The 22269-nt window shown below is 61.3% G+C and carries 19 protein-coding genes; 6 read left to right on the plus strand and 13 right to left on the minus strand.

Annotated features, from left to right (window positions below; translation table 11 throughout):
* Window positions 1–99 precede the first annotated feature (99 nt).
* From ABEH28_RS21755 to blaOXA, 6 genes are all read right to left on the minus strand, one after another.
* Window positions 100–735, minus strand: coding sequence for a CGNR zinc finger domain-containing protein (locus tag ABEH28_RS21755; RefSeq protein WP_346631053.1), 636 nt, complete (start codon window positions 733–735; stop codon window positions 100–102).
* Window positions 736–805: 70 nt separating this feature from the next.
* A complete protein-coding gene (locus tag ABEH28_RS21760; protein WP_346631054.1) occupies window positions 806–1729 on the minus strand; it encodes an Abi family protein in 924 nt (307 codons plus the stop codon).
* A 233-nt stretch (window positions 1730–1962) separates the two neighbouring features.
* Window positions 1963–5382, minus strand: coding sequence for a PAS domain S-box protein (locus tag ABEH28_RS21765; protein WP_346631149.1), 3420 nt, complete (start codon window positions 5380–5382; stop codon window positions 1963–1965).
* A 262-nt stretch (window positions 5383–5644) separates the two neighbouring features.
* On the minus strand, window positions 5645–6553 hold the full coding sequence (gene glsB, locus ABEH28_RS21770; protein ID WP_192174060.1) for a glutaminase B: 909 nt from the start codon (window positions 6551–6553) through the stop codon (window positions 5645–5647).
* A gap of 190 nt (window positions 6554–6743) precedes the next feature.
* A complete protein-coding gene (locus ABEH28_RS21775; protein ID WP_346631055.1) occupies window positions 6744–7241 on the minus strand; it encodes an HIT family protein in 498 nt (165 codons plus the stop codon).
* 72 nt (window positions 7242–7313) lie between these two features.
* Complete coding sequence (gene blaOXA, locus ABEH28_RS21780) at window positions 7314–8228, minus strand: class D beta-lactamase (RefSeq protein WP_346631056.1); 915 nt, start codon at window positions 8226–8228, stop codon at window positions 7314–7316.
* Between the two features lie 195 nt (window positions 8229–8423).
* Between blaOXA and ABEH28_RS21785 the strand changes: the two genes are divergently transcribed.
* On the plus strand, window positions 8424–8876 hold the full coding sequence (locus ABEH28_RS21785; RefSeq protein ID WP_346631057.1) for a thiol-disulfide oxidoreductase DCC family protein: 453 nt from the start codon (window positions 8424–8426) through the stop codon (window positions 8874–8876).
* A 5-nt stretch (window positions 8877–8881) separates the two neighbouring features.
* A complete protein-coding gene (locus ABEH28_RS21790) occupies window positions 8882–9259 on the plus strand; it encodes a DoxX-like family protein (protein WP_346631150.1) in 378 nt (125 codons plus the stop codon).
* A 65-nt stretch (window positions 9260–9324) separates the two neighbouring features.
* On the opposite strand, the gene ABEH28_RS21795 is transcribed toward ABEH28_RS21790, so the two are convergent.
* The gene (locus ABEH28_RS21795) at window positions 9325–9624 is read right to left on the minus strand and encodes a hypothetical protein (RefSeq protein ID WP_346631058.1); all 300 of its coding nucleotides are present in this window, start codon (window positions 9622–9624) and stop codon (window positions 9325–9327) included.
* 35 nt (window positions 9625–9659) lie between these two features.
* On the opposite strand from ABEH28_RS21795, the gene ABEH28_RS21800 reads away from it, so the two are divergent.
* The 4 genes from ABEH28_RS21800 (at window position 9660) to ABEH28_RS21815 (ending at window position 12791) form a co-directional block, all read left to right on the plus strand.
* Complete coding sequence (locus ABEH28_RS21800; RefSeq protein ID WP_282371993.1) at window positions 9660–9860, plus strand: hypothetical protein; 201 nt, start codon at window positions 9660–9662, stop codon at window positions 9858–9860.
* Between the two features lie 45 nt (window positions 9861–9905).
* Complete coding sequence (locus ABEH28_RS21805; protein WP_346631059.1) at window positions 9906–10793, plus strand: serine hydrolase domain-containing protein; 888 nt, start codon at window positions 9906–9908, stop codon at window positions 10791–10793.
* Between the two features lie 180 nt (window positions 10794–10973).
* On the plus strand, window positions 10974–11705 hold the full coding sequence (locus ABEH28_RS21810) for a carbon-nitrogen hydrolase family protein (protein WP_346631060.1): 732 nt from the start codon (window positions 10974–10976) through the stop codon (window positions 11703–11705).
* Between the two features lie 315 nt (window positions 11706–12020).
* Complete coding sequence (locus ABEH28_RS21815; protein ID WP_346631061.1) at window positions 12021–12791, plus strand: SDR family NAD(P)-dependent oxidoreductase; 771 nt, start codon at window positions 12021–12023, stop codon at window positions 12789–12791.
* Window positions 12792–12824: 33 nt separating this feature from the next.
* Here the strand turns inward: ABEH28_RS21815 and ABEH28_RS21820 are convergent, their stop codons facing one another.
* The 6 genes from ABEH28_RS21820 to ABEH28_RS21845 are packed head-to-tail and all read right to left on the minus strand — an operon-like array spanning window position 12825 to window position 22252.
* Window positions 12825–13688 (minus strand): hypothetical protein, encoded by an 864-nt coding sequence (locus ABEH28_RS21820; RefSeq protein ID WP_346631062.1) that lies wholly within the window; start codon window positions 13686–13688, stop codon window positions 12825–12827.
* Window positions 13685–14674 carry a twin-arginine translocation pathway signal gene (locus tag ABEH28_RS21825; RefSeq protein WP_346631063.1) on the minus strand — a complete coding sequence of 330 codons (990 nt, stop codon included), beginning with the start codon at window positions 14672–14674 and terminating at the stop codon, window positions 13685–13687. Before ABEH28_RS21825 ends, ABEH28_RS21820 begins: the two co-directional genes overlap by 4 nt.
* Window positions 14671–15336, minus strand: a complete 666-nt coding sequence (locus tag ABEH28_RS21830; RefSeq protein ID WP_346631064.1) for an alginate O-acetyltransferase AlgF — start codon at window positions 15334–15336, stop codon at window positions 14671–14673. The genes ABEH28_RS21825 and ABEH28_RS21830 overlap by 4 nt, the downstream gene beginning before the upstream one ends.
* Window positions 15337–15344: 8 nt before the next feature.
* Complete coding sequence (locus ABEH28_RS21835; RefSeq protein WP_346631065.1) at window positions 15345–17921, minus strand: bacteriophage N4 adsorption protein A; 2577 nt, start codon at window positions 17919–17921, stop codon at window positions 15345–15347.
* Entirely contained in the window at window positions 17918–20026 is a 2109-nt protein-coding gene (locus ABEH28_RS21840) for a glycosyl transferase family protein (protein ID WP_346631066.1), read from the minus strand. Before ABEH28_RS21840 ends, ABEH28_RS21835 begins: the two co-directional genes overlap by 4 nt.
* A 12-nt stretch (window positions 20027–20038) precedes the next feature.
* Window positions 20039–22252, minus strand: coding sequence for a hypothetical protein (locus ABEH28_RS21845; protein ID WP_346631067.1), 2214 nt, complete (start codon window positions 22250–22252; stop codon window positions 20039–20041).
* Window positions 22253–22269 lie beyond the last annotated feature (17 nt).

Raw genomic sequence — 22269 nt, forward strand, 5'->3', positions numbered from 1 at the left:
TGGTGAACTAGAGATAAGAAGCTTGAGACCGTGGCAGGTTCCCTGGCTTTTTGCCGGCGTTGCGGCGCAGATTGCCGCAGGCTGCGCCACCCCCTGCCCTCAGGACTCGGCCGAGGCCCTTTTGATCTTTTCTCGCGCGCCGCAGATATTCATCTGGCACCAGCGACGGCGACCATTTTTCGAGGTATCGAGAAACAGCCAGTCACAGTCCGGCGTGGCGCAGGCCTTGAGACGGGCCATATCGCCGGAGGTGAGCAACGTCGCCGCCTGAACCGCGAGACGACCGATAAACCCGGCCGTCATCGAGCTCAGGTCTTCACCGACACGCCAACGCCAGATCACACCCGCCGGGGCCAGCACCAGCAGGCGCTGGTCGGCAGTGTCGGCCAGCGCCTGATTCAACCCATGAAGGCTGGCAGGGTCGGTGTCATGGTCCAGCGCTATGGGCAGCAACAGCCGATACAGCGCTTCGCGAAAATCGATCAACTGTTGAAACGCCGTGAGCGTGTGCCAGGAAGAACGCCCCACCACGGCCATACAGTGCTGATGCTCTTGAGCATCGATAATCCCGGCATGGAAGAACCAGTGGACGATGTCCTCCAGGTTGCTCAGTTTGTCGACAACCTCCCGCAACCCCGTGCCCGGGCGGCGGCCGTCACAGGTATTGAGGTAATCCAGCACAGCCGCCCCGCCAACGAGGCGGATGGCATTGATCTTCATTTGTCCGATAGACATGGCATGCCCTCAGTGTGCAGCGACGAGGGAATGATGACAGAGAAGTGAGGAGGTCCCTGCCAGTGGCGACTCAGATACCAAACAATTGCCGAGGAAACCCATTCTCGGATGGTAGGCCAAGCGATGCGAACAGGCAGCCAGGCAAATCGGGCTTCGTGTCGATTACGTCTACCACTTGGTGCAGCCACCGTGACCCCGGCCCGATCTGGCGGAGCAGGAACCACATAACGGAAATCAGTCCATACAGACGGCTGAGCGCATTCTGATCTAGCGACAGGGCTTGGAAGTATGGCTCCGCAGGCAGCACTGGTAACGGATTAGACGCGACCTGGTTCCAAATGCGGGCATGGTGAGCGCTACGGTTTCGCAGCGTGTTGATTTCCTGCAGCCAGTCTTTGAGAACTTTGGCGTTGCTGATGCCCAGTCGAGCTGCAATTCGGTTTTGATAGCTTCCCTTCAGGATCTCGAAGTACTTGGAGACAGTCCCGAAGTCCCAGGCTTCCACAACTACCCAGAAAGGCATGGCTTTGTGGTTCTGCCGGTGCCATTCGATGCAGTCTTCCCGGCTGCGATTGATTTGATCCGTTTGCCTGGTCTGCCACTCGTTCCACGTGTTGCGCTGCCTTCCGCGCCGATCCTGCCAGTTCGTGGTTTGCTTTGGATTGACGAATCGCGTGTCGAGGTAGGCTAGTGGATCGTGGTATCCAACCTCATGAGCAATTATCGCGCGCATGTGAATCTCGATCCGCTCGATAGCATCAAGCATCAACTGGCGAAGTTTTTTGTCAAAGAGGTAGAGATCTACGACCGAATCGAAGGAGGCGCCAGCCGTGAAGGCTTCTTGTCGAAGAGGCTTCAACGTGACGTTGCAGAGGGTAACTTGACCTTGCTGATCCCGCTCAAACTCCCGTGCGGGAAACCAGAACCCACTAAGTCGATAGTATCCCACTTGTGCAAGCTTGCGCTCAGCCCGAAGCGGGTCTGCAACCTCCATGCCGCGACTGATCAGCAGTCTAGCCAGGTCGCCGTAAGACCGGAATGGTTTAGGTGGAGCGAGTTGCGGCAACTTCCATGTCCCAAATACGAGAAGGCCCAACCATAGAACCGGACTTGCCGGTGCCAGAGGATTGGGCGCAATTGCCGCAAATACTGGTTCACACTGCCCGGTTTGTCAAATAGTCCCGTTATTCGGCGCCAAATCCCGCCAACGTCAATCTCACAACCGCCTTAAGACGCCCCTCCAAGCTGCGCCAGACTTGCCGCCAGCTCGCTCTTGCGGAACGGTTTGGTCAGGCGCGGCAGGTCCGGATCAAGCCCTTCATGTTCGGCATACCCTGAGACCAGCAGGATCGCGGTTCCCGGCCGGGAGTTTCGGACCCGTCTGGCCAGGTCGGTACCACTGATGCCCGGCATGAGGTGGTCCGTGACGATCAGGTCGACATGCTGCCCGGCGCTCAGCAGTTGCAAGGCTTCCTCGCCGGAGGAGGCTTCGATCACGCGGTAGCCCAGGTCGGCCAGCATGTATGAGGTGCTGGCGCGCACCAGCTCTTCATCGTCGACCAGCAGTGCGATCCCGCGCAGGGAGCGTCGGTCCGGCGCCTCGTCGATGCGCAAAGCGGCTGCCGGCAGGGTCATGGCGCGTGGCAGCCACAGCTCTACGTTTGTCCCCAGACCCGGCGAGCTCTGAATCGTCAGCGCACCGTTCAGCTGGGACGCCAGGCCATGCACCATCGACAGACCCAGCCCCGTGCCTTTGCCGACGCCCTTGGTGGAGAAGAACGGTTCCACCGCCCGGGCGAGCGTGGAGGCATCCATGCCAATGCCGGTGTCCGCGACGGACAGGCAGAGGTAGTCACCGGTCGGCAGCCTGGAGCGGTGACCCTTGCACACCCACTCGGTGCTCGCCGAGATCCGCATCGTCCCGCCTTCAGGCATAGCGTCGCGCGCGTTCACGGAGAGATTAAGCAGCGCCATCTCAAGCTGGTTCGGGTCCGCGATCGCGGCTGGCAGATCAGGTGGCGCATCGACGACGACCCGGATTTGCGGCCCGGTGGTGCTGGCGACGAGATCGCCCATGCCATTCACCAGCTTCGCCACGTCGACCGACACCGGCTGCAGCGGCTGACGGCGCGCGAAGGCCAGCAACCGCTGCACAAGTGTCCTGGCGCGATCGGCCGATTGCACGGCGCCGGAGATCAACCGCTGCTCACGTTCACCGCCCACGCCTCGGCGCTGGAGCATATCGAGGGTGCCGACGATGGGGGTGAGCAGGTTATTGAAGTCATGGGCCACGCCGCCGGTCAGCTGCCCCATGGCTTCCATCTTCTGACTCTGGCGCAGCGCTTCCTGGACTTCTTCCCGCTCGGCGATGGCCTTGGCAATCCGCCCTTCGAGCGTGGCATTGAGTTCGCGCAGCTCTTCCTCGACGTCCTTGCGGGCGGTGATCTCAACCACCGTGCCGGTGACACGCAGGCAGCGGCCGGCGGCGTCGAACACGCCCCGCCCCTTGGCGGCCACCCAGCGAATCACGCCATCGTCCCTGCCGACGGTGCGGTAGTCGACGTCATAAAGCGCGCGGCGTTCGGGGTCGCTGGCTGCCTTGAACGCCGCGATCGTGGCGTCCCGGTCCTCGGGGTGCAAGCCGTCGTAAAAGTCTTGAATCGTGACTGGCACGTCAGCCTGAATGCCGAACATCGCCTTGGTTCTGGGCGGCCAGATCAGCGTGTCGTGAACGATGTCCACGTCCCAGAAACCGATGTCGGCGTGTTCGACGGCAAGGCGCAGGCGCTCTTCGCTTTCGCGCATTCGCATCTCGGCGCCCACCCGCTCGACATGCGCCCAGCAGCGCTCGACGACTTCCCTGACCAGCAGGACTTCCGAGGGCAACCACTCGCGAGGCTGATCCTGATGAACCGCCATCATGGCCGTCAGCCGGCCATTCTTGACCAGCGGGCAGCAGATGATCGCGTCGATGCCAATGCCCCGAAACATCTCCAGGCCCTCGCTGGCGCCGAGCTCTGCGCCCACGTCGCGCACGATCAGCGTGCGGCCTTCGCGCATGTCAGCCGCCGCCCGTGGGCCGAAAAGGTCGAGGCTGTAGGTTCCGGCCGAGCTCTGAATGCCAGCCGCGTTGTAGTCGCTGCGAATCCAGAAGCGGTCATTGTCGACGTCGACATCCGCGTAGGCGCAGCGCGACACGTTGAGCCTGCGCCCGAGCATCTCGGTGGCGACAAGCATCGCGTCTTCGGCCCGGCGAATACTGAAAAGGCGGCTGTCGAGCTCATCAAAAAAGCTCAGTCGCGCCGCGCTCTCTTGCAGCGCCGCTTCGGCCTGGTGCTCGGCCGTGCGGTCGCGGAAGATTTTCACGAAGCCGCCCTGCTCCGTGGCCAGCGGCATCATCAATCCGGAGCCCCAGAAGCGCGCACCATTCTTATCAACGTGCCAGCGTTCGTTGATGGCCCGCCCCCGCGCCATGGCGAGTTCGAGTTCGCCTTGGAACACCCGCTCGGCCTGGTCCGACTCGGTGTAGAACAGATCGCCCCCACGCCCCATGACTTCGTCGGCACTGTAGCCGATCACGCGCTGGGCGCCGATGTTCCAACCGGTGACCGCACCTTTCGTGTCGAAGGTGATGATCGCGAAGTCCTCGGCGCCTTCGACGATCTGGCGGTAGCGCGCCTCGCTGCTGCGGATTGCGTCCTCGGCTCGCGCACGGTGCACGACGAGGCCCACCGTTTTGACCACGAAATCGCAGATCTCGAGATCCGCCGATAACGGCTCGCGCAGATCGGCGTGATACATGACAAACGTACCGAGCATGGCGCCCTGCGCCGACCGGATGGGGATTGACGCGCAGACGTGCAAACCGTGGCCGATGGCCTGCGCCCGGAACTCGGCCCACTGCAGGTCATGGGCAATCTCGGACACGGACGCCAGTGGGTTCGGGGTCGTCGCGCGACTGCCTGAACCAGCACCTGGGCTGACCGTGATGCTTTCAACCGCGTTGATAAATGGAAGGGGCAAGCTCGGTCCGGCGCAATGCTGCAACTGACCGCCCTCCTCGCTCAGGAGCAGGATGCTGCCCAGGAAGCGGGACGGCGACAGTGCTTCCACCTCGCGGACGATCGCGTCCAGGGCAACATTCAGCGGCGTTTCTTCAACAGCCAGTTCAAGGATACGGTTCTGCGCGGCCCCGAGCGCAGCCGCGCGATTGCGTGCCTGGGTCAGCCGTGCGTTCTCGATCGCGATGGTTGCCAGCCGCGCCAGGCTTTCCAGGCGCTTGACCGTGTCGTCGTCGTGACTGCGGACCTGCGACCAATAAGCGCCGAGCGCCGCGACCGGAACGGGTCGACCGATGGGTGCCATGACCAGGCTACGGACGAAGGTTGGCGCGTAGGCGTCCTGCGGAATGCGTGGATCGAGCCGGACATCACGAATCGCAATCGTCTCGCCGCGACGTATGACCCATCCCGAAACGCAGTGGTCGGCCGGATAGGTCTGACCTTGCCAGAGCGGTGAGACTGCATCCTCCGCAATATAAGAACAGCGTCCCTCATCCTGAATAATGACCGCAACGCCATCCGCGCCGACCGTGGCACGGGCCACGTCGCGGAGCACGGCGACGACCTCGTCCACTGATTCCGCCATCACCAGCCGCTCACTGGCGTTCAGCACATGAGACAGGCGCTCATCGCCGCTAGGATCGACTGGAACAGTAGTCAAACGGATCTCCCGACATCGCCACGGCATCCCGCAGACTGGTTCGAACTGGACAGGGTAAAGCGGCATTGTATCGGGTAACTCTTCGCCCTCGACACGGCTTGAATCAGCTTTTTCGGAAAAGCGACCAACGCGCGCGCAGGTCATTCTTTTGAATGATTCCGCAAACGTGAAACGACGACGCAGGCTGTCAGAAAACAGACCAACCTATTCGCGAACTCAGCAACTCCAGCGCCGCCATTCCGGCGAGGGAATTCCCGGCGGCATTCAGCTCCGGCGACCACACGCACACGGTGAACTGCCCTGGCACGATCGCCACGATTCCGCCCCCTACCCCGCTCTTGCCGGGCAACCCCACGCGGTAGGCGAAATTGCCGGCTTCGTCATACAGCCCGCTGGTGGCCATGATCGAGTTCACTTGCTGAGTCTGGCGCGGCGTCAGGATCTGCTCACCGCTGTGCTTGCAGAACCCGTTGTTCGCCAGAAAGCAGAACGCCCGGGCCAGATCGAGGCAGCTCATCTTCAGCGCGCAGCAACTGAAATAACTGCGCAGCACGGTTTCGACCTCGTTATGAAAGTTGCCGAAGGACTGCATCAGGTACGCCATCGCCGCGTTGCGTGCGCGAAATTGATACTCGGAATCCGCCACCCGGGCATCGATCAAGACGTGAGGATTGCCCGACAGCCGCCGCACGAAATCGCGCATCGATAATGTGGGGGCGGCAAAACGAGACTGGTTGATGTCGCAAATCACCAAAGCGCCGGCATTGATAAAGGGATTACGCGGCCGTCCGCGCTCGAACTCCAGCTGCACCAGCGAGTTGAACGGCTGACCCGACGGCTCATGACCCAGGCGCTCCCAGATGGCCTCACCGGAATGGCCGATCGCCTGAACCAGGCTGAACACCTTGGAAATGCTCTGCACCGAAAACGGCTCCAGCGCGTCGCCGGCGCAGTAATAGGTGCCATCGTTGCCATACACGGCAATGCCCAACTGCTGCGCCGGCACATCGGCCAGCGCGGGAATGTAATCAGCCACCTTGCCCTGGCCGATCAAGGGACGCACTTCGTCGAGAATCTCGTTCAACAGCGTTTGCATGGAAGGTCCTGGCGTTGATCCCCTGACGGCAGCAGGGGTTAGGGTTCATGACGAATGCTGGAGGGGTGAGATCACACAATTGGACAGGATTTTGGTTTTTGTTGCGAGTGGGTGTGCACTTTTGGGTTGGCAAGCGTTGGCCGGCCGACAGCGCTTATGGGGCGGATTTTTTGGGAAGTTTGCCCTGCCATCAGATCGAGGTGTCGGGACTGAATGCTTGCCGCAGCGCCGCGATGGCTAGGTCAACAGATGGGCCTTCTATGGATGGCGGGTCAGGACGCTCACAGAACTCTCGCCATACGAACAGGGTCAGTTCTGCGCCGTCGGTTTGGTTGGAACCGTCAGGAAGCGAGCCGAAAGTTTGCAGCGATCTGTAGCGTTCGTCCTGCCAGAACAACGCCTCGACCCACGGGTAGATCGGGATGAAATGGAAGTGAATGGAGTGACCCGCGTCATGGCCGAAACGGCCAATGTAGAGGCGGTTGGGGTGCAGGTGGGTTTCGATGGCTTGCTGGATTTTCGCCTGTAATGGACCTAGCTCGGTCAGCGCTTCGTTTGGCAGGGTTGCCAGCGAGTGGGTCATCTGCTTTGCGCTGAGCATCAGGTAGCCCGGGAGGTGGCTGTCCAGGCGGTGGTTGATGAGCCAGTGGGGGGCTTCGTGGATGACGAAGCTAGGGGGTATATGCATAAGGTGGCCCTGTACGCTGATGACAGCTCTATAACGGTCAAGACGGATGCCGCCCGGCCCGCCGCGTTTCACTCATCGCTTCACCAACGATCTGGCCAGCTCGGGCCACTCATCCATTAACGCATCACGAACCCGTAGTCCTGCGGGCACCGGCTGCGCGTGGTCATCTTGAGCGAGACGGGCGAAAACCAGGGAATGTTCGCCCTTCGTCGCCCAACCGACGAACCATCCGTATCCATGAGCCTCATCGCTTTTGCCGTCTCCCATCCGAGGAAATGCTGTGCCTGTTTTACCGTGAACATCCCAACCATCTGGCCGCAGCGCAATTTGCGAGATGCGGCTCGTCATATCGTAGGCATGAGGGCTCACGGATAGTTGACGGTTCACCAGTCTGTTCAGAAAGGTGATCTGTTCGCGAGGAGAGATTTTCAACGAGGAGCTGATCCAGGCACGGTCAAGGCCGTTGTTTTTCCCCGGATCCCCCGTCAGGTCGGTATTTCCGTAATCGAATGACTCGGCATATCGCTTGACCGTCGCCTCTCCAAGCGCATGCGTGACGCGTTGCGAGAACCACACCACGGAATACTGAAACCACCGCGTTGCATCGGTCGGCTCCAGCCAGGCGGCTCCGCCCCAGTCAGGATCGCCGGGACGGTAGGGCAAAGTAGGAGAATGCTCGTTTTGCAGAAAGGCTGCGTCGAAGCCCATCAGGCTGATGGCGATCTTGAACGTTGAGGCGGGGGTCACTCGACTGCTGCAATCACCCTCTTCAAGCAACAGCTCACCACTGCTTGTATCAGCGACGATCGTGCAAATAGTCCCGGCCAATGCTGCCGAGATATTGAATCCCATAATCAGTAAACCTAACGCAACGCGGCGCATAAACATGAACTCTATTCCTTTAGGCGGTGATGCAAGAGCCTCTCCCGCGTGGGAAATATGACTCCGCAGTTCACGCAGACTCTCTCCGAGCCGCTTATCCAACATCAGCTTTCCTCAAGCCTGTTCGACGGTTCGCTCACAGCTGACCGGATCAAGTGCAAGGTAAGCGAAATTCCCTGCTCTGCGTATTAAAATCGAATCAAAGGTATTTGGTTGCACAGACGACTCCTTTGCCTTGACTGGAAACGCTACGACAGCGCGCCATACAATGCTTCCATCGCCCCCCGCAGAGAATCCAGCATGCCTGTCTCATTGGTCCGCCCTGCCCCCGCGCCGTTTCTGGCCCCTGGTGAAACCGTGGTGCTGTTCGACGGCGTCTGCAAACTGTGTAACGGCTGGGCGAAGTTTCTGATCCGGCACGACCGTCATCATCGCGTTCGACTGGCATCGGTGCAGTCGCCCGAAGGCCAGGCGCTGCTGGCCTGGGCAGGGTTGCCCGTCGATGCGTTCGACACCATGGCGGTCATTCGCGACCAACATTACTGGGTGCGCTCGGAGGCATTCTTCGAAGTGGTTACTCTGTTGCCGGGAGGGTGGCCAATGTTTCGGGTGCTGCGTATTTTTCCACAGTGGTTTCGTGACTGGGCGTACGACCGCGTCGCGCTAAACCGCTATCGTCTGTTTGGAAAACACGAGGTGTGCCTGCTGCCAACACCTGACCATCAACGGCGCTTCCTCAAGGAATTTTCGTGAACGGGATGCGCCAGGTTCACTGGCTGGCACGCGGCAGCCTGGCTTTCATGTTCGCTTACCACGGCTTGGTGCCAAAGCTCATCGCATTAAGCCCCGGCGAGCAGATGCTGTTGCAGGCTCACGGGCTGGAACACGCAACATGGCTGGTCCAGGCGGCAGGCTTGGCAGAACTGGTGCTGGCCGCAGTGCTGCTTCTTCTACCTCGGCTCCACTGGCCGCTGCTGCTCAGCGGACTCACCCTGCTCGGTCTGCTGGTGGACGTAGCCGTTATGCAACCTTCGATGCTCCTGGACGCGTTCAATCCGGTCACGTTGAATGTGGCGGGAATGGCGTTATGTGCCATCGCGTGGGCTACATGCACAAGGGATCAGTCAACTTGGTGAAGTCGGGAACGCTGCTGAACTGTAAGAACTTTAGGTGACGACTGTCCGCCTGGAACGATAGCGGACTACTTGCCGGTCAGGAATGTATAGATGAACAAGCCGAAAAAGGCACCACAGGACAGGTAGGCCAATGCCATCAAGCACTTTCCTGCTTTCTCAGCGGTCCCCTTGCCCTCGCGATACACAATGCTCCCCGTCGCCCCGAATAAAATAACGGGCAACATATAGGCCCGAAAATGTGCGATCACTTGCGCACGCTCAGGCAAAAACCAGATGAGAACTAAGAAAAACAGCAATACGCCGTACGCAAAGCCAGCGAATACGAAGGAGCCGCTGAGTGTTTTATTGCGTTTGGCGTGAGTCATATTTCCGCTTCCTTGCGCGTTGACGAGCGATGTAAATGCCCCGAAACATCCTACTTGAAGCGAATGGGCTGAAGACAGGCTTTGGGGAACATCTGCAGTGGATCAGAACAGTCTTCAATAAAAGCGACTACACCGGCCAGAATAGCGATTTTTCCCTGCATGAAACAAAGTCCTACAAAGGATGGATGAGTCCACCAGATGTGCATCAGAAGGCTCCGGCGAAAAAGACTGAATGAGATATCTTGTCGAGCCCTGGATCTGCAGATAACCCAAGGACGCCAATGCTCAGTTCGCTCATATCAAATGGTCAGCCACAACCCCCCGCCCCATCAGAACTGATGGTGCCTTGGTGGAGCTTTACGAAAACAGTCTTGGCGGCAACGGCCCTCTCCTTAGTGCGTGATGGGCAGATCGGATTGGACGAACCTATTCCCGATCAGCTCTTCACATTGCGCCAGCTACTGCGGCATGAGGCAGGTCTCGCTGATTATGGCGAACTGGCGGAGTATCACGCCGCCGTTTCAAACAGCGAGTCAGCCTGGTCAACAGACGAAATGATGCGACGGCTTGACGGCACTCGACTTCGATACAACCCCGGAACCGGTTGGCGCTACTCGAATGTCGGATACATGCTGATCGGCAAGCTTATAGAGCGGCTAACGGACCTGGCGCTTGATGATGCGGTGAGTCAACGAGCACTTAACCCTCTGGGCCTGTCGAACGTCCGCTTCGCCAAAACGCGAGCAGACTTACAAACCACTCATCCAGTCAGCACTTCAAACTATGACCCCGCCTGGGTCTACCATGGCTTGCTCATCGGCCCGATTTCGCAAGCGGCGGTATTCTTGGATCGGCTCATGTCCGGTGGCCTTCTCCCGACAAACCTGCTTCAGGAAATGCAGGCAGCACGAGCATTGGGCGGCGCGATTCCCGGGCGTCCGTGGGTCACTGCCGGCTATGGCCTTGGTGTCATGCAGGGTTCGATTGATGGCGGTTTTACCCTGTGCGGACACACCGGCTGCAGACCTGGCAGCGTCATTGCCGTTTACCGTATCTGCGACGGTGACACATCGGCGTGTTGCGCAGCGTTTGAAGTGAACGCCAGTGAAGGAGCGGTCGAAGCCTTTGTTGCTGAACAGCTGATCCAAGTCCTGCGTCAGGGGACGTGATTGCCGAGAGGTACCCCAGCGCTCAGGCCAGAAGCGGCCATTGGCGTCGGTACACACTCACGACCACTCACTGTTCAAAATGCCAACGGTCATGCAGCATACGTTGACGTTAACAGCAGCGGCGGAACAACCGTTCAGTCGCTCTTCAAGTAAACCCTAAACAAGGACGCGAGACGGGAAATGAAGCTAATCGCTGCGCAGATTCTCCCTGTGCCGGGGGAGTACGAAAAAAACATCGCCAGACACATTGAGGTCATCCACTTGGCGGCAAGCCAGGGTGCCAATCTCGTGCTGTTTCCCGAGCTTTCCCTCACGGGTTACGAGCCGAGGCTGGCTGAGGTCCTGGCGGTGCATCCGAGTGATAGCCGTTTTGATGAGTTCCAGAGATTGAGCGACCGGTACGGGATGCTCATCGCTGTGGGTGCACCAACCAGGGGAGCTAAAGGCACCGAGATCAGCATGATCAGTTTCCAGCCCGGGCTGGAGCGCACTTGCTATTCGAAACAGCATCTGCACCCTGACGAATTACCTTTTTTCACACCGGGCACTCGGAAGCTTGTGCTGAGTCAGGCAGATTTTGTCCTGGCCCCCGCCATCTGCTACGAATCACTGCAACCCAGCCATGCAGAAGAAGCCGCAGCGTCTGGCGCTCAGGTGTATTTAGCGAGCGTGGCGAAGTCTGCGAGAGGGACTGCACTGGCAAACAGTCATTATCCGATGATTGCCAAAAAGCATTCCATGACGGTGGTGATGGCGAACTGTGTAGGTCCCGCCGACGATTATGTCGCCGCGGGTGGCTCTTCAATCTGGAACAGTCACGGTGAACTCGTGTGCAGCGCCGATGCCGTTAACGAGGCATTGATGGCGTATGACATTCAGACCGGAGAAGCGAGTGTTTTCACACTGGTCTGAAATCCGCTCATGCTCTCCGCCGCGTCAGGAATGACGGGCGGGTTTGGGTCGATGGCTTTCCACTGCGACAGGCGCTGATCGACCAATAACGGTCGTTCGCAGGCTCGGCGCTAATGTCCTGGGTGTCGCTGTCGTCCAGGCTGTGGTAGTCGCAGCCGTCTCAGAGACGTACTTCAGCCACTCACCTGGCCAGGTGAACACTCAGCATTCGGCCCCGTTCGTTGAGGTGCCGATTTCCTGGCAACCGCCCTCCTGAACGTCATGCCCTCCTCCGAAGTCATAAAAACACTTCAGCCACGCCCATCAAGGTGCCTTATGCGTTTGATACCCGAACTGAACAGCGAAGCTCACGTGCTGATTTGCGGCGCCAGTCGAGGTATCGGCCTGGCACTCTGCGCGGCATTGCTGGCTCGCGATGAGGTGGCTCAGGTGTGGGCAGTATCGCGAAGCGCCACCACCTCCACAGAGCTGGCAACCCTTACAGCGCAATACGGCGACCGTCTGAAACCTGTCGACTGTGACGCGCGCAATGAGCAATCCCTCGAAGCGCTCGTGAGCGAAACGCTTGCCGGATGCGGCCATCTGCACCTGGTTATCAGTGCGCTGGGCATTCTTCATCAGGACGGCGCCAGAGCAGAAAAGGGGCTGGCACAACTGACCCTTGCAGGCCTGCAAGCGAGCTTCGCGACCAACACCTTTGCGCCGATCCTGCTGCTTAAACACCTGCTTCCGTTATTGCGCAAACAGCCTGCTACGTTCGCGGCGCTCTCCGCGAGGGTTGGTTCCATTGGCGATAACCGATTGGGTGGCTGGTACAGCTACAGGGCCAGCAAAGCGGCGCTCAACCAGTTGCTGCACACCGCCAGTATCGAATTGAAACGCCTGAACCCTGCCTCGACTGTCCTGGCCATACATCCGGGCACGACCGACACGGAGCTGTCTCGGCCATTCCAGGCGAACGTGCCTGAGGGCCAACTGTTCGAACCGGCGTACTCGGCGGACCGCATTCTTGAGGTGGTCGGCGCACACGGGCCGGCCGACAGCGGGACCTTTTGGGACTGGAACGACAAACCTATTGTCTGGTGACGTGTTCCACTCGCGGAAACATCAATTCAACAACTACTTCGCCAACGCTTTCACCAAGGCTGGCGTCACATAATGCGGGCCATCGAACAGGTAAAGCGGGTAACCGTCGTAGGCGGCCAGCTGCGGTTTGAGTTCGGCGGCCGTTGCGGAGCGGAAGCCGCCGCCGTAGTTGGGGCGGAAGGCTTCGACGATGATGCGCACGCGGTCCTTGCCCAGGCGTTCGCGCAGGGTGTCGGCGTAGGTGCGGGCGACCGGTGCGGTGCGGGCGTAAACGCCAACCCCGTCCTGAAAGAACACACCGATGTCGTCTGGCAGCCATTGCTTGAGCCAGTCGGCTGTGGCGACCGGGCCGATGTTGGCGCCGTCATAGACGCTGATCCACAACGGACGCGGAAGCTTGGCCAGCAGCGCGGGCAGCTCCTTGGCGCGGGTCCAGCTGGGGTCGACTTCAGCCGGGAAGTAATAGCCCGTCACGTGCAACGGCGTCGGCAGTTTGGCGATGCGCTCCGAGACGGCAGCCAGTTGCTCGATGTTGTCCCGGGAGCGGTTTTCGCTGAAATATCCGGCCAGGCCGATGATTACATCCTGGGCCCAAGGCTCTTTGGCAATACGTGCCCAATCGGGCAGCACCGGTACGCTCGGCAGACCGGTGCCTGGCACGAATGCCTGATCGTCGACCACGGTCCATTGCACCAGCAATTCCCTGGCACCCAGCTGATCCCATTGCCCCTTGATGCCGACTGTTTTGTTATCGGGCTGCCAGACAATTCCAACGATGCCGGGGTCCAGCCGTTTTTGCGTGGTGGCGTAAAACATGGCGGTGCCTGTGACCAGTGTCGCTGCAAGCAGCAGAACACCTAGAGTGGCACGCCGGGGGGTCCTGCCGAGAACTTTCAAGGAAGCGCCTTTTTGATGCGCTGGTGCCACTGGTTCAGCGACGTCACGCCCTTGGCGTTCCATTGGGTTGCTGCATCAGGGCCGAGGTGGAACTGACCCTCGTTGAATTGCCAGACGATCACCTGCGGCTTGTGCTGAGCAAAGTCCGGTGATTCCAGGTACTGCAGCAGTGTCGCCCAGGGGCCGACGTCGCCGGGGTTCCAGGTCAGTGTGACCGGGCGGTCCAGGGCGTTGGACAGTTTCTGCGTATAGCCAAGGTAAGGCTGCACGAAGCTGTTGCCGATGACCTGAACAGGTGCCGGGGCGTCGTCGATCAGCAGGTCTTTCTCGACCTGATGGCGCACGGTGTAAATGTCTCGGCCGATGGCCTTGCGCTTGATGGACGGCAGAAAGTTGCTGGCCAGATCGCCGAAGGCGCGCTTGTCGAACCATTCCCCCAGCACTGCACCGCCGCCGGGCTCACCCTGCAGGCGATAGCGTGCGGTGATCAGTTTCGCAGTGGCATCGGCTGTGTTTTCAGCGCTCCAGGCGGTCCAGTGGTAGTCGGCCCGGTAAAACGCCGTCTGCTTGCCCTGCTCCGTGGCTTGCAGTATCGGCCTGATGTTCAGGGTCGTCAGGCCAGCCTTGGCCAGTTCGCCTTGCAAACGGTCATAGCGCTGCACCACGGCCGGGCTCAACGGATGGTCGGCGGGTAGCCGTTGGGCGTAGAACGGCGCTTTCATCGGCACCACCAGCACCACGAGGGCGATTTTCTCCCGTTCAAGTTGCTGCTGGACATCCTTGATCAGGGCGATGTCGCGCGCAATGCCGGGGTTGTCGACGGTGTTCAGGCTTTCCCACGCAGGAAATAACCAGCCGCCCTGCCCGGTGATCACTGCCGAGTCGGCCTGGGCAGCGGCGCCGGACAGGCTCAGCAGCGCGCCGGCAATCAGGCCGGATATCGAAGGACGGCGCAGGATGTGGCGAGGTTTTACTAGAAAGGTCATGGGGCAGTCTGGTCAACGAGGCCGATCAGGCGGGGGGTCTGGCGTGAGCCGATCAGGAACAGGCTGTAACGGTCACCGGCCTTGAAGGGCTCAAGCTTGAGCGGCAGGCTGGCGCCTTGATCGCAGCTGGCAATCAGGGTCGCCTGCACCGGATTGATGGTCCGCTGCGCCTGGCCATTGAGCGGCAGCTGGCTGAACACGCTGGAACCGTTTGCCAGCTTGATCTCGGCTTTGTCACAGCCGGCGCTGAGGTTGTAGACGTTGAGTTCGGCGCGCAAGTCTTTGCCCCGCGGCTGCGGGTCGATCACCACCCGGGGGGCGGCCACCGGATCGCTGTTCAGAATCACCGTGACAAAGGCGTTTTTCGGCACGTTCAGGCCCTTGAGCTCACGCTGGTTGACCGTAATGCGAAGCGGTTGCCGCGAATCCACCACCTGGAAAGGACCGGCCACCACCGACTGCGCAGACAGGGCAACGCCGGGCTTGTTGTCCACGCTCACTTGCACGGCGCCGTCGGCGGGATTGACCACCCGCACCCAAGCCGAGCCTTCCGGCAGTTTCGGCGCATAGAGTTGAGCGATTTCCGACGCAGCCTGAGCCACTGTCGACGCCATGCCCAGGCTCAGTCCGAGCCCCATCAGCCAATACATACGAGGGTGCATATCCGTCCTCAATAGGAGTAAGTCAGGCGAGCGAAAACACCTTTGGCGCGGTCATCGCCAGACACTTTCACTCGGTATTGCAACGAAAAATCCACATAGGAGCGCGGCGCGTTGTACGCGTCTTCGCGGAACCAGTAGCGCACGTTGTTGCCCACGCCGACGCCAGCGGCATGGCCGGAAGAATATTCGGTGCTGCCGTCGGAGCGGGTGTCGCTGTCCATCTTCGAGTCGTAGTCGTACGCGGCCACCACGTGGGGGAATGTCACCCAGCGCGAGCCGGCACCGCCAATGGCGTAGCTGCGACCGCCTTGCCATTCGCTGTTGATGTAGTTGCGCGAGTCGTTGACGTAATGACCGGTCTCGGCGAACAACTGCGACGTCCACCAGCTGGGGACATCAACCCGCAAATCGGTGCCGATGCTGGAGCCGTAACCCAGGCGCAACAGCCAGTCGCCGTCGATGTCGGAGGACCCCAGGGGAAAGGTCCGTTCCACGGCCGCCATGACGTTCAGCGAGGTGAACGGCTTGACCCGCACGCCCAAGGCGCCTTGCAGCGCATCCAGGCCGGTGTCCGAGTCGCTGTTCTTGCTCCACAGCGTATCGGTGACCCGGCCATACAGCTCGACGAAACGGGCGTTGCGGTAACCCAGCGGACGCCACGACAGTTCGGTGCTGTTTTGCAGGCTGTCGTTGCTGCTACTGCCGCTCCCGTTATTGCCATTGCTGGTGCCGGTGCTGGGCGCCGAGCTCAAGCCACTGCTGGAACTGCTGCCGCGATAACTGGTGGTGCTGGTCAGGCCCCAGGTGCGCGACACATCGGCCACGGCGCGGCGGGTGTCGAACAGCTGCTGGTCGGTCATGTCCAGTTCGCCGGCATTTTTGGCGTCGATAACCCGCTTGAAATAACCCACAGAGTGTTCGTCGTCACTGACCCGCATCGCGTTGTAGGCCGCGTCCTGAGTCGCCGTCGGCGCTAGAGGCGTTGCGGCGTCAGCTTTGCGGAATGACTCATGGGCGCTGTCATCGTCGCCGGCCTGCACCGACAGGTAAGCCACTTGCAGGTCGCTCATGCCGTCCAGCTCGCCAGCGTCGCGGGCTACCTGCAAACGTTCCCGCGCCGTGCGACGTTGGCCCAGCTCGGCATAAAGGCTGGCTTCTTCATACGTGGGCAAGCTGCCCAGGGCCAGGGCCTGGGTGAAATCCTTGCGGGCACCGGCATCGTCACCGGTCTGCTGGCGCAACCGACCGCGCTGGGCCAGCAGGCGGGCGTCGTCGCCATTGGCTTGCAGGCCATCGCTGGCCGCCGCTATCGCTTCGGGCAAGCGCTTCTGCTCGGTCAGGGCGCTGACCAGCAGGCTGCGATAGGCCGGATTCTGCGGCGCCCGGCGAATGGCTTCGCTGGCCAGAGCCGCAGCCGAAGCGGCGTCCTTGCGGGCCAGCGCAGCGTAAGCCTGCACCGCCGTGTCCGTGCCGCCATCGCGCTGGTTGCCCGGCCAGATATCGCAGATCAGGCCGAACGCGCTTTCCTGGCAGTTAAGGGCCGGCGCCGGAAAACGCGTCGCAGTTTTCAGGCCATTGTTCTTCTGGCGCAACGCGACCTGGGCGGCGGCGCGACGGCGGGCGACTTCACCGCCCGTGTCGGCGGGCAGCTTCTGCAACTGGTCCAGAGCCTGTTGCGGCTCGTTGTTGGCCAGCGCCAGGTCGGCGGCGAAAAAGCGAATCTCGCGCACTTCAGAATCCAGCAAGCCTTCGATGGACAAGGCCCGGTTCAGGTCGGCCTGTGCCGCCTGAGTCTTGCCCTGACGATCCAGGGCATAGCTGCGCAGAATCCACGGCGCGGTTTCGCCATCGTCCTGGGCCAGCGCGCCGGTCGCGGCCAGTTCGGCGGCGCGGTAATCCTGGGTCGCGATCAGCGCGCTGATCAGCAATTGCTGGTTAGCGCCGATTTCCGGTGCCCAGGCCACGGCCTTGCGGGCTTGATCCACGGCCAGCGGCAGGTTGCCTTGTTCCAGCGCGCGATAACCGGCGATGGCCAGTGGCGCGGCCAGTTGGCGGCGAATGGCTTCGCGGCGCATCAACAAGGTGTCGTCATCTGGGAAAACCCGCAGGGCTTCGGTGGTGGCCTGATCGGCTTCTTCCAGATGCTGTTGGCGTTGCAGGGATTCGATCAGCAGCAGGCGATAATCCATGCGCTTGGGTGCCTGGGCGATCGCCTGGCGAGCGGACTGCGCGGCGACGCCGAAGTTATCGCGATCATAGGCCTTGAACGCTTGGGCCGCCGCGCTGAAACCGGGGGCCGGGCGCGACGGCGACTGCGAATAGCGCTTGGGGTTGTCGCGTTGTTCCTTGTCACGTTGTGCCTGCACGATCAGCCGGTTCAGACGGGTGACATCGGCCCGCTGACGCAAGGCTTCGCGGGCCTTGGCGATGGCCAGGTCGTAGTCCTTGCGGTCGTAGGCGCTGTAGGCCTCACTGGCCGCCTGGTAAGCGGGACCGGTCAACGGCAGGGGCAGAACTTCGCCATGGACCAGCGCAGGCAAAAGGGTCAGCCCCGTGGCCATGAGCGTCAGGAAGGGGCGGTTCATGCCGGGAGCTCCGTTGGGTAATGACTGTGCTGACGGGCCACGGCCTGTTCGATGGTGGTCCGAGGCAGCACGCCGCTGTCGACGAGATAGTCGCCAATGCGGCCGTGGTGCTGCGGGCGGTAATTGAGCATGGTGCGGTTGAACACGTCGCGGTCAAGCAGCCCCATTTCGATCAACAGGTCGCCCAGCATCGGCGCGCGGGCATTGGGCACCGGCTGGCCATCGAGCGCGTAGACGTTGCGCAATTGCGCGACGATCTCGCTTTCTCGGGCGATCAGTTGTACCGGCTCGCTGCCCAGCTCATCGCTGATCTGTTGCAGGCCTTCGGCGGACAGCGGGCTGGCGACAGCGATCTGCGCACGGCCTGCCTCGTTGGTCCCCAGCGGCACAACACGCCAGCGCAGCGCAAACTCGTCGGCCAGCAGCGAGGCGTCGGCTTTGTGGGCGACATCGAACACCCGCGGCAGATCGTTCTGGAAGGCGATGGCTTCAGCCAGGGTTTCGTCATCCAGCCAGCCGTGGCTGAGCAAAATGCGGCCCAGTGGCATATGGCGGGTTTGTTGTTCGTCCAGCGCCGTTTGCAGGTTGGTGTCGTTGATCGCCTGCCAGGACAGCAACACGCTGCCCAGCTTGCGCGGTGCGGCTGCCACCAGGTCGGTGGACGGGAAGTCGTGCATGGTCTTGTCCCAGACCAGCTTGCGATTGAGCGCCTTGCCGACCAGAAACATGCGCCACGCCCGGGAGGCGGCCATGAAGTTAACGAAGTTGCCCACCACCATGCGCGGGATCGACAGCAAACCGTGCTGCCAGCCATACAGCACCGTCGTGAAGTAGCAGCGGTGCAGAATGCGCCAGCCCAAGGCCAGACCGTTGGCAATCAACAGGTACTTGATCCAGCCGTTGGATTCGAACGGCGTCGGGAAACTCACGTTCCACAACCCGCTCTGGCGCAGGATGATCAGCGCCACCAGTTGCACCAGGATCACGTAGGCCAGGATGCTGACAAACGCTGTCACCACGCCTTTGCGGTCGCGAAAGAGCAGGTATCGGTTGGCCAGCGATCCGTTCCAGCCCATCTGTTCCCAGCCTTGCAGGCCGATCCCGAGGGTCCAGCGCGCTTTCTGGCGAAACGCCGTGCGGAAGGTGTCCGGGAAGAATTCACGTACACACAGTGGCATCTTCAGGGTGGATTCGTAGGGTTTGCGGAACCACGACTTGCGCAGCACCCGGAACTCCACCGGGAAGCGTACGAAAATGGCGTTCATGCCGACCTTGGCCAGGCGCGCACCAACGTCGTAGTCCTCGGTGAGGCTGTCGGTGTTGAACGGCTGGTTCTGGGTTTCCCCGGCCAGCACTTTCAAGGCCCGGTGCGAGAAGCAGGTGCCGACGCCGGCCGAAGGCACGGTATCGGTCATGCTTTCGCGGACCACCAGGTCCTTGCCGTGCCATTCGGCGAACTCGTCCATGTAGGTGCCAGCTACCCATTCATACCAGTTGCGTTCCAGGGAAACGACCGGCAGCTGGATCATGTCCTTGCGCGGCAACAGGTAGTTGAACAGGCGCAATTCCAGCGGGTGCAGCACGTCTTCGCTGTCGTGCAGCACGACGCCGGCGAAGGTCATGCCGTGGGTCTGTTCATGCAGGAAAATCGCCTGAATCACCCAGTTCAGGCAGTCAGCCTTGCAGGTCGGACCGGCATGGGGGACTTCCACGCGATGCAATTGCTTGTAACGCCGACGCATGCGCTCCACCTCATCGATGGTGCGCTGGTCGTTGATGTAGGTGCCGACGAAGACCACGTAGTTCTGGTAGTCGAGGGTCGACACCATGTTCTCGATCATCGGCGCGATGACGTCGTATTCCAGCCAGGCCGGAACCATGATCGCCAGTGGCTGTTCGTCCCGGTCCAGCAATTGCCGGGCGGTCAGTGGCCGGTATTTGCGGTCCGCAGTGAACTTGCGAAACAGGCGGCGAGACCAGTACCACAGGTCAATGAACAGATCGTCCAGGCTGGAGATCAGGATCAGCACCGCGACCACAATGGTCGCGACCTCCAGGAAGCTGTAGTAATGGGCCAGCCAGTACGGCCAATAAAGCGACGTCATCGAAGGGTTCCGTTACTGGCGATTGCGACGGGCGCTACGGCCAGCCAACATCAGGATGAGCACCAACAGGATGCCGCCGGGGATCAGCCACAACAGCGAAGGTGTGCGCCAGGCGTCCAGGCCCTTGGGCTCTTCTCTGTCGATGAACTGGCTGCCGTTTGGATCCTGGGTATCGAAGGTGTTCACGACACCGTTGTCGCCCAGGATTGACACGTCGCCGCGGGTCAACAGCACCGGCTTGGCGAACACAGGGGCTTCGCTGCCAAGAACGCGATAGACCAGGCCGTGCTGACCACCGGCATCCACCGCCTGCAGTGACGCCAGGTGGTTGAGCGGCGACAGGTCCAGCAGCGGCTGGTCCTTGTGGTTGATACGCAGGCGACCCTGGTCATCGACCTGAACCGATTCCTTGCTGTCCTTGAGCGGCAGCTCGAAGGCCAGGAAGTCTTTGTCCGGCGTGACCGTGGCTTTAGGATCGCTGCTGACTTTCAGTTCAGCGCGCAGCGGCGAAACGCCCGCCCCGTCAGCCACCGAGATCACCTGCGGCAAGCTGCTGGCCGGGTGATCCAGGTAAGTCTGAGGCACGAGGATTTGCGTGTTCGTTGCGTAACGGGCGGCCATGCCGGAGAAACCGTCATCCAGAGAAATCTTGTCCAGCACGATGTGGCTGGTCGGCAATACGGAAACCGGGAACGCTTGCGGCGTTTCCAGGCAGCGATCACTGACGGGCTGACGCTGGAACGAGACCCGCAGGACGTTCCTGGAACCCAGGGCGTAGCTCGGGATGCGCGCTTCGATGCGTTGCTTCTCGCCGTTGGCAAGCAACTGTTGCGCGCCGATCAGGTAGTCGTTGAGGAACAGTGACGCCACCGGAGCGGTGTCCGAAGCGCCAGGGGCGGCGGACACATCGATCACGGCCTTGACGGGCAGGCGACCGTCGTAGGCCACGCTGCCCAGTGGGAACGAAGCGCTCCAGTCGGACTTGGCGAGCACGTCGATGGTGCCGGGGTTGCCGCCCAGATTGCTCAGGGCCACACGGCCGTCGGCACTCAGCGGCATCTGCGCTTCGCTGACGGTCAGCGTGCGACTGCGGGCCAGTTTGTTCCAGGCGCTGCTGAACAGGGCCATGGCCTTGCCGGCCGCGTCAGGGGCGATCATCAGTACCGGACGGGTGCCGAGCAGCGCCAGACGCACATTGTCCGTACCCTTGGCGGCCATACCGGCGTTCACGTGACGTTCGCGCCATTGAGTAAACGCACCGCCCGCTGAGGCATCCAGACCTTGAATCTGACTTTGCAGGGCGTCCAGAGATTCGTTGATTGCCTTGAGCAATTGCGGGTCGTTGATGGCCAGGTCGGCCTGCACATCAGGGGTCTGGCCGAGCATCAGCAATGCGCCGATTTCCGCCGGGTTCGCCAGCGTATGCGAGCCCTTGCCGTTGAGGGCGGCGAAGGCCGGAATGCTCTGCAGTTCGGCCGGAATGCGCAGGGCGCTGAGGTCAACGCTGTCCTGTACGGCAGGGAACGACAGGATGCGCGCATGTTTGCCGATCCGTTCCAGGGCTACGCCCAGGCGCCAGGCGGCGTCGTAAGAGCCGGCTGTCAGGCTGCCCGGAGCGACCATGATGCCCGGCTTGCCCGGCAAGGCTGCCCAGGCAGCGCCGACGTCTTGCAACAGGTTGGCGTCGTAGCTGTAATTGAGGCGGGTGTCGGGTTCGATGCGCAGCACGTTGCCAATCGCGCGTTCGTCTTCACACAACACGCGAGACACGATCGACGACCAGGCCACGCCCAGGCGCACCGAACCGCTGTTGCGAGCGGCTTTGTCGACGCCCAGCGTGGAGCTGGCGTTGCCTTGCGCTTCGCTGAGCCCTTCGGCCCGTACCGGATAACCGTCCAGGGACAACAGCAAGGTGTTGCGACCGCCCTCCCCGTTGAGGTAACTGGCATCGAAGGTCAGCGACGCGTCGGTCAATGGCACACCGGCTGGAACCGGCAGGTACAGTTCGCGGCGCGAATCCGTGGAGCCGAGCACGATGGGTGCATCGATGCCCAGATCGCTCAGGCGAATCTCCCGGTGTTGCTGGGTATCGGCGTTGAGTCGGTTGATCGCCTCGGTGAGCGGGCTGTCCGCCGCCAGGGCAAAGTTGGGCACGAGCGCGAGCAGGCTCACGCCACAGACAAGGGCGCTAAGCGCGCCCGTTTGGGTGGCAACGGAAGACTTCATTAAGGCAGATCTCAAGC

The organism is Pseudomonas sp. Ps21-P2 (assembly GCF_039672565.1).
Lineage (GTDB): Bacteria > Pseudomonadota > Gammaproteobacteria > Pseudomonadales > Pseudomonadaceae > Aquipseudomonas.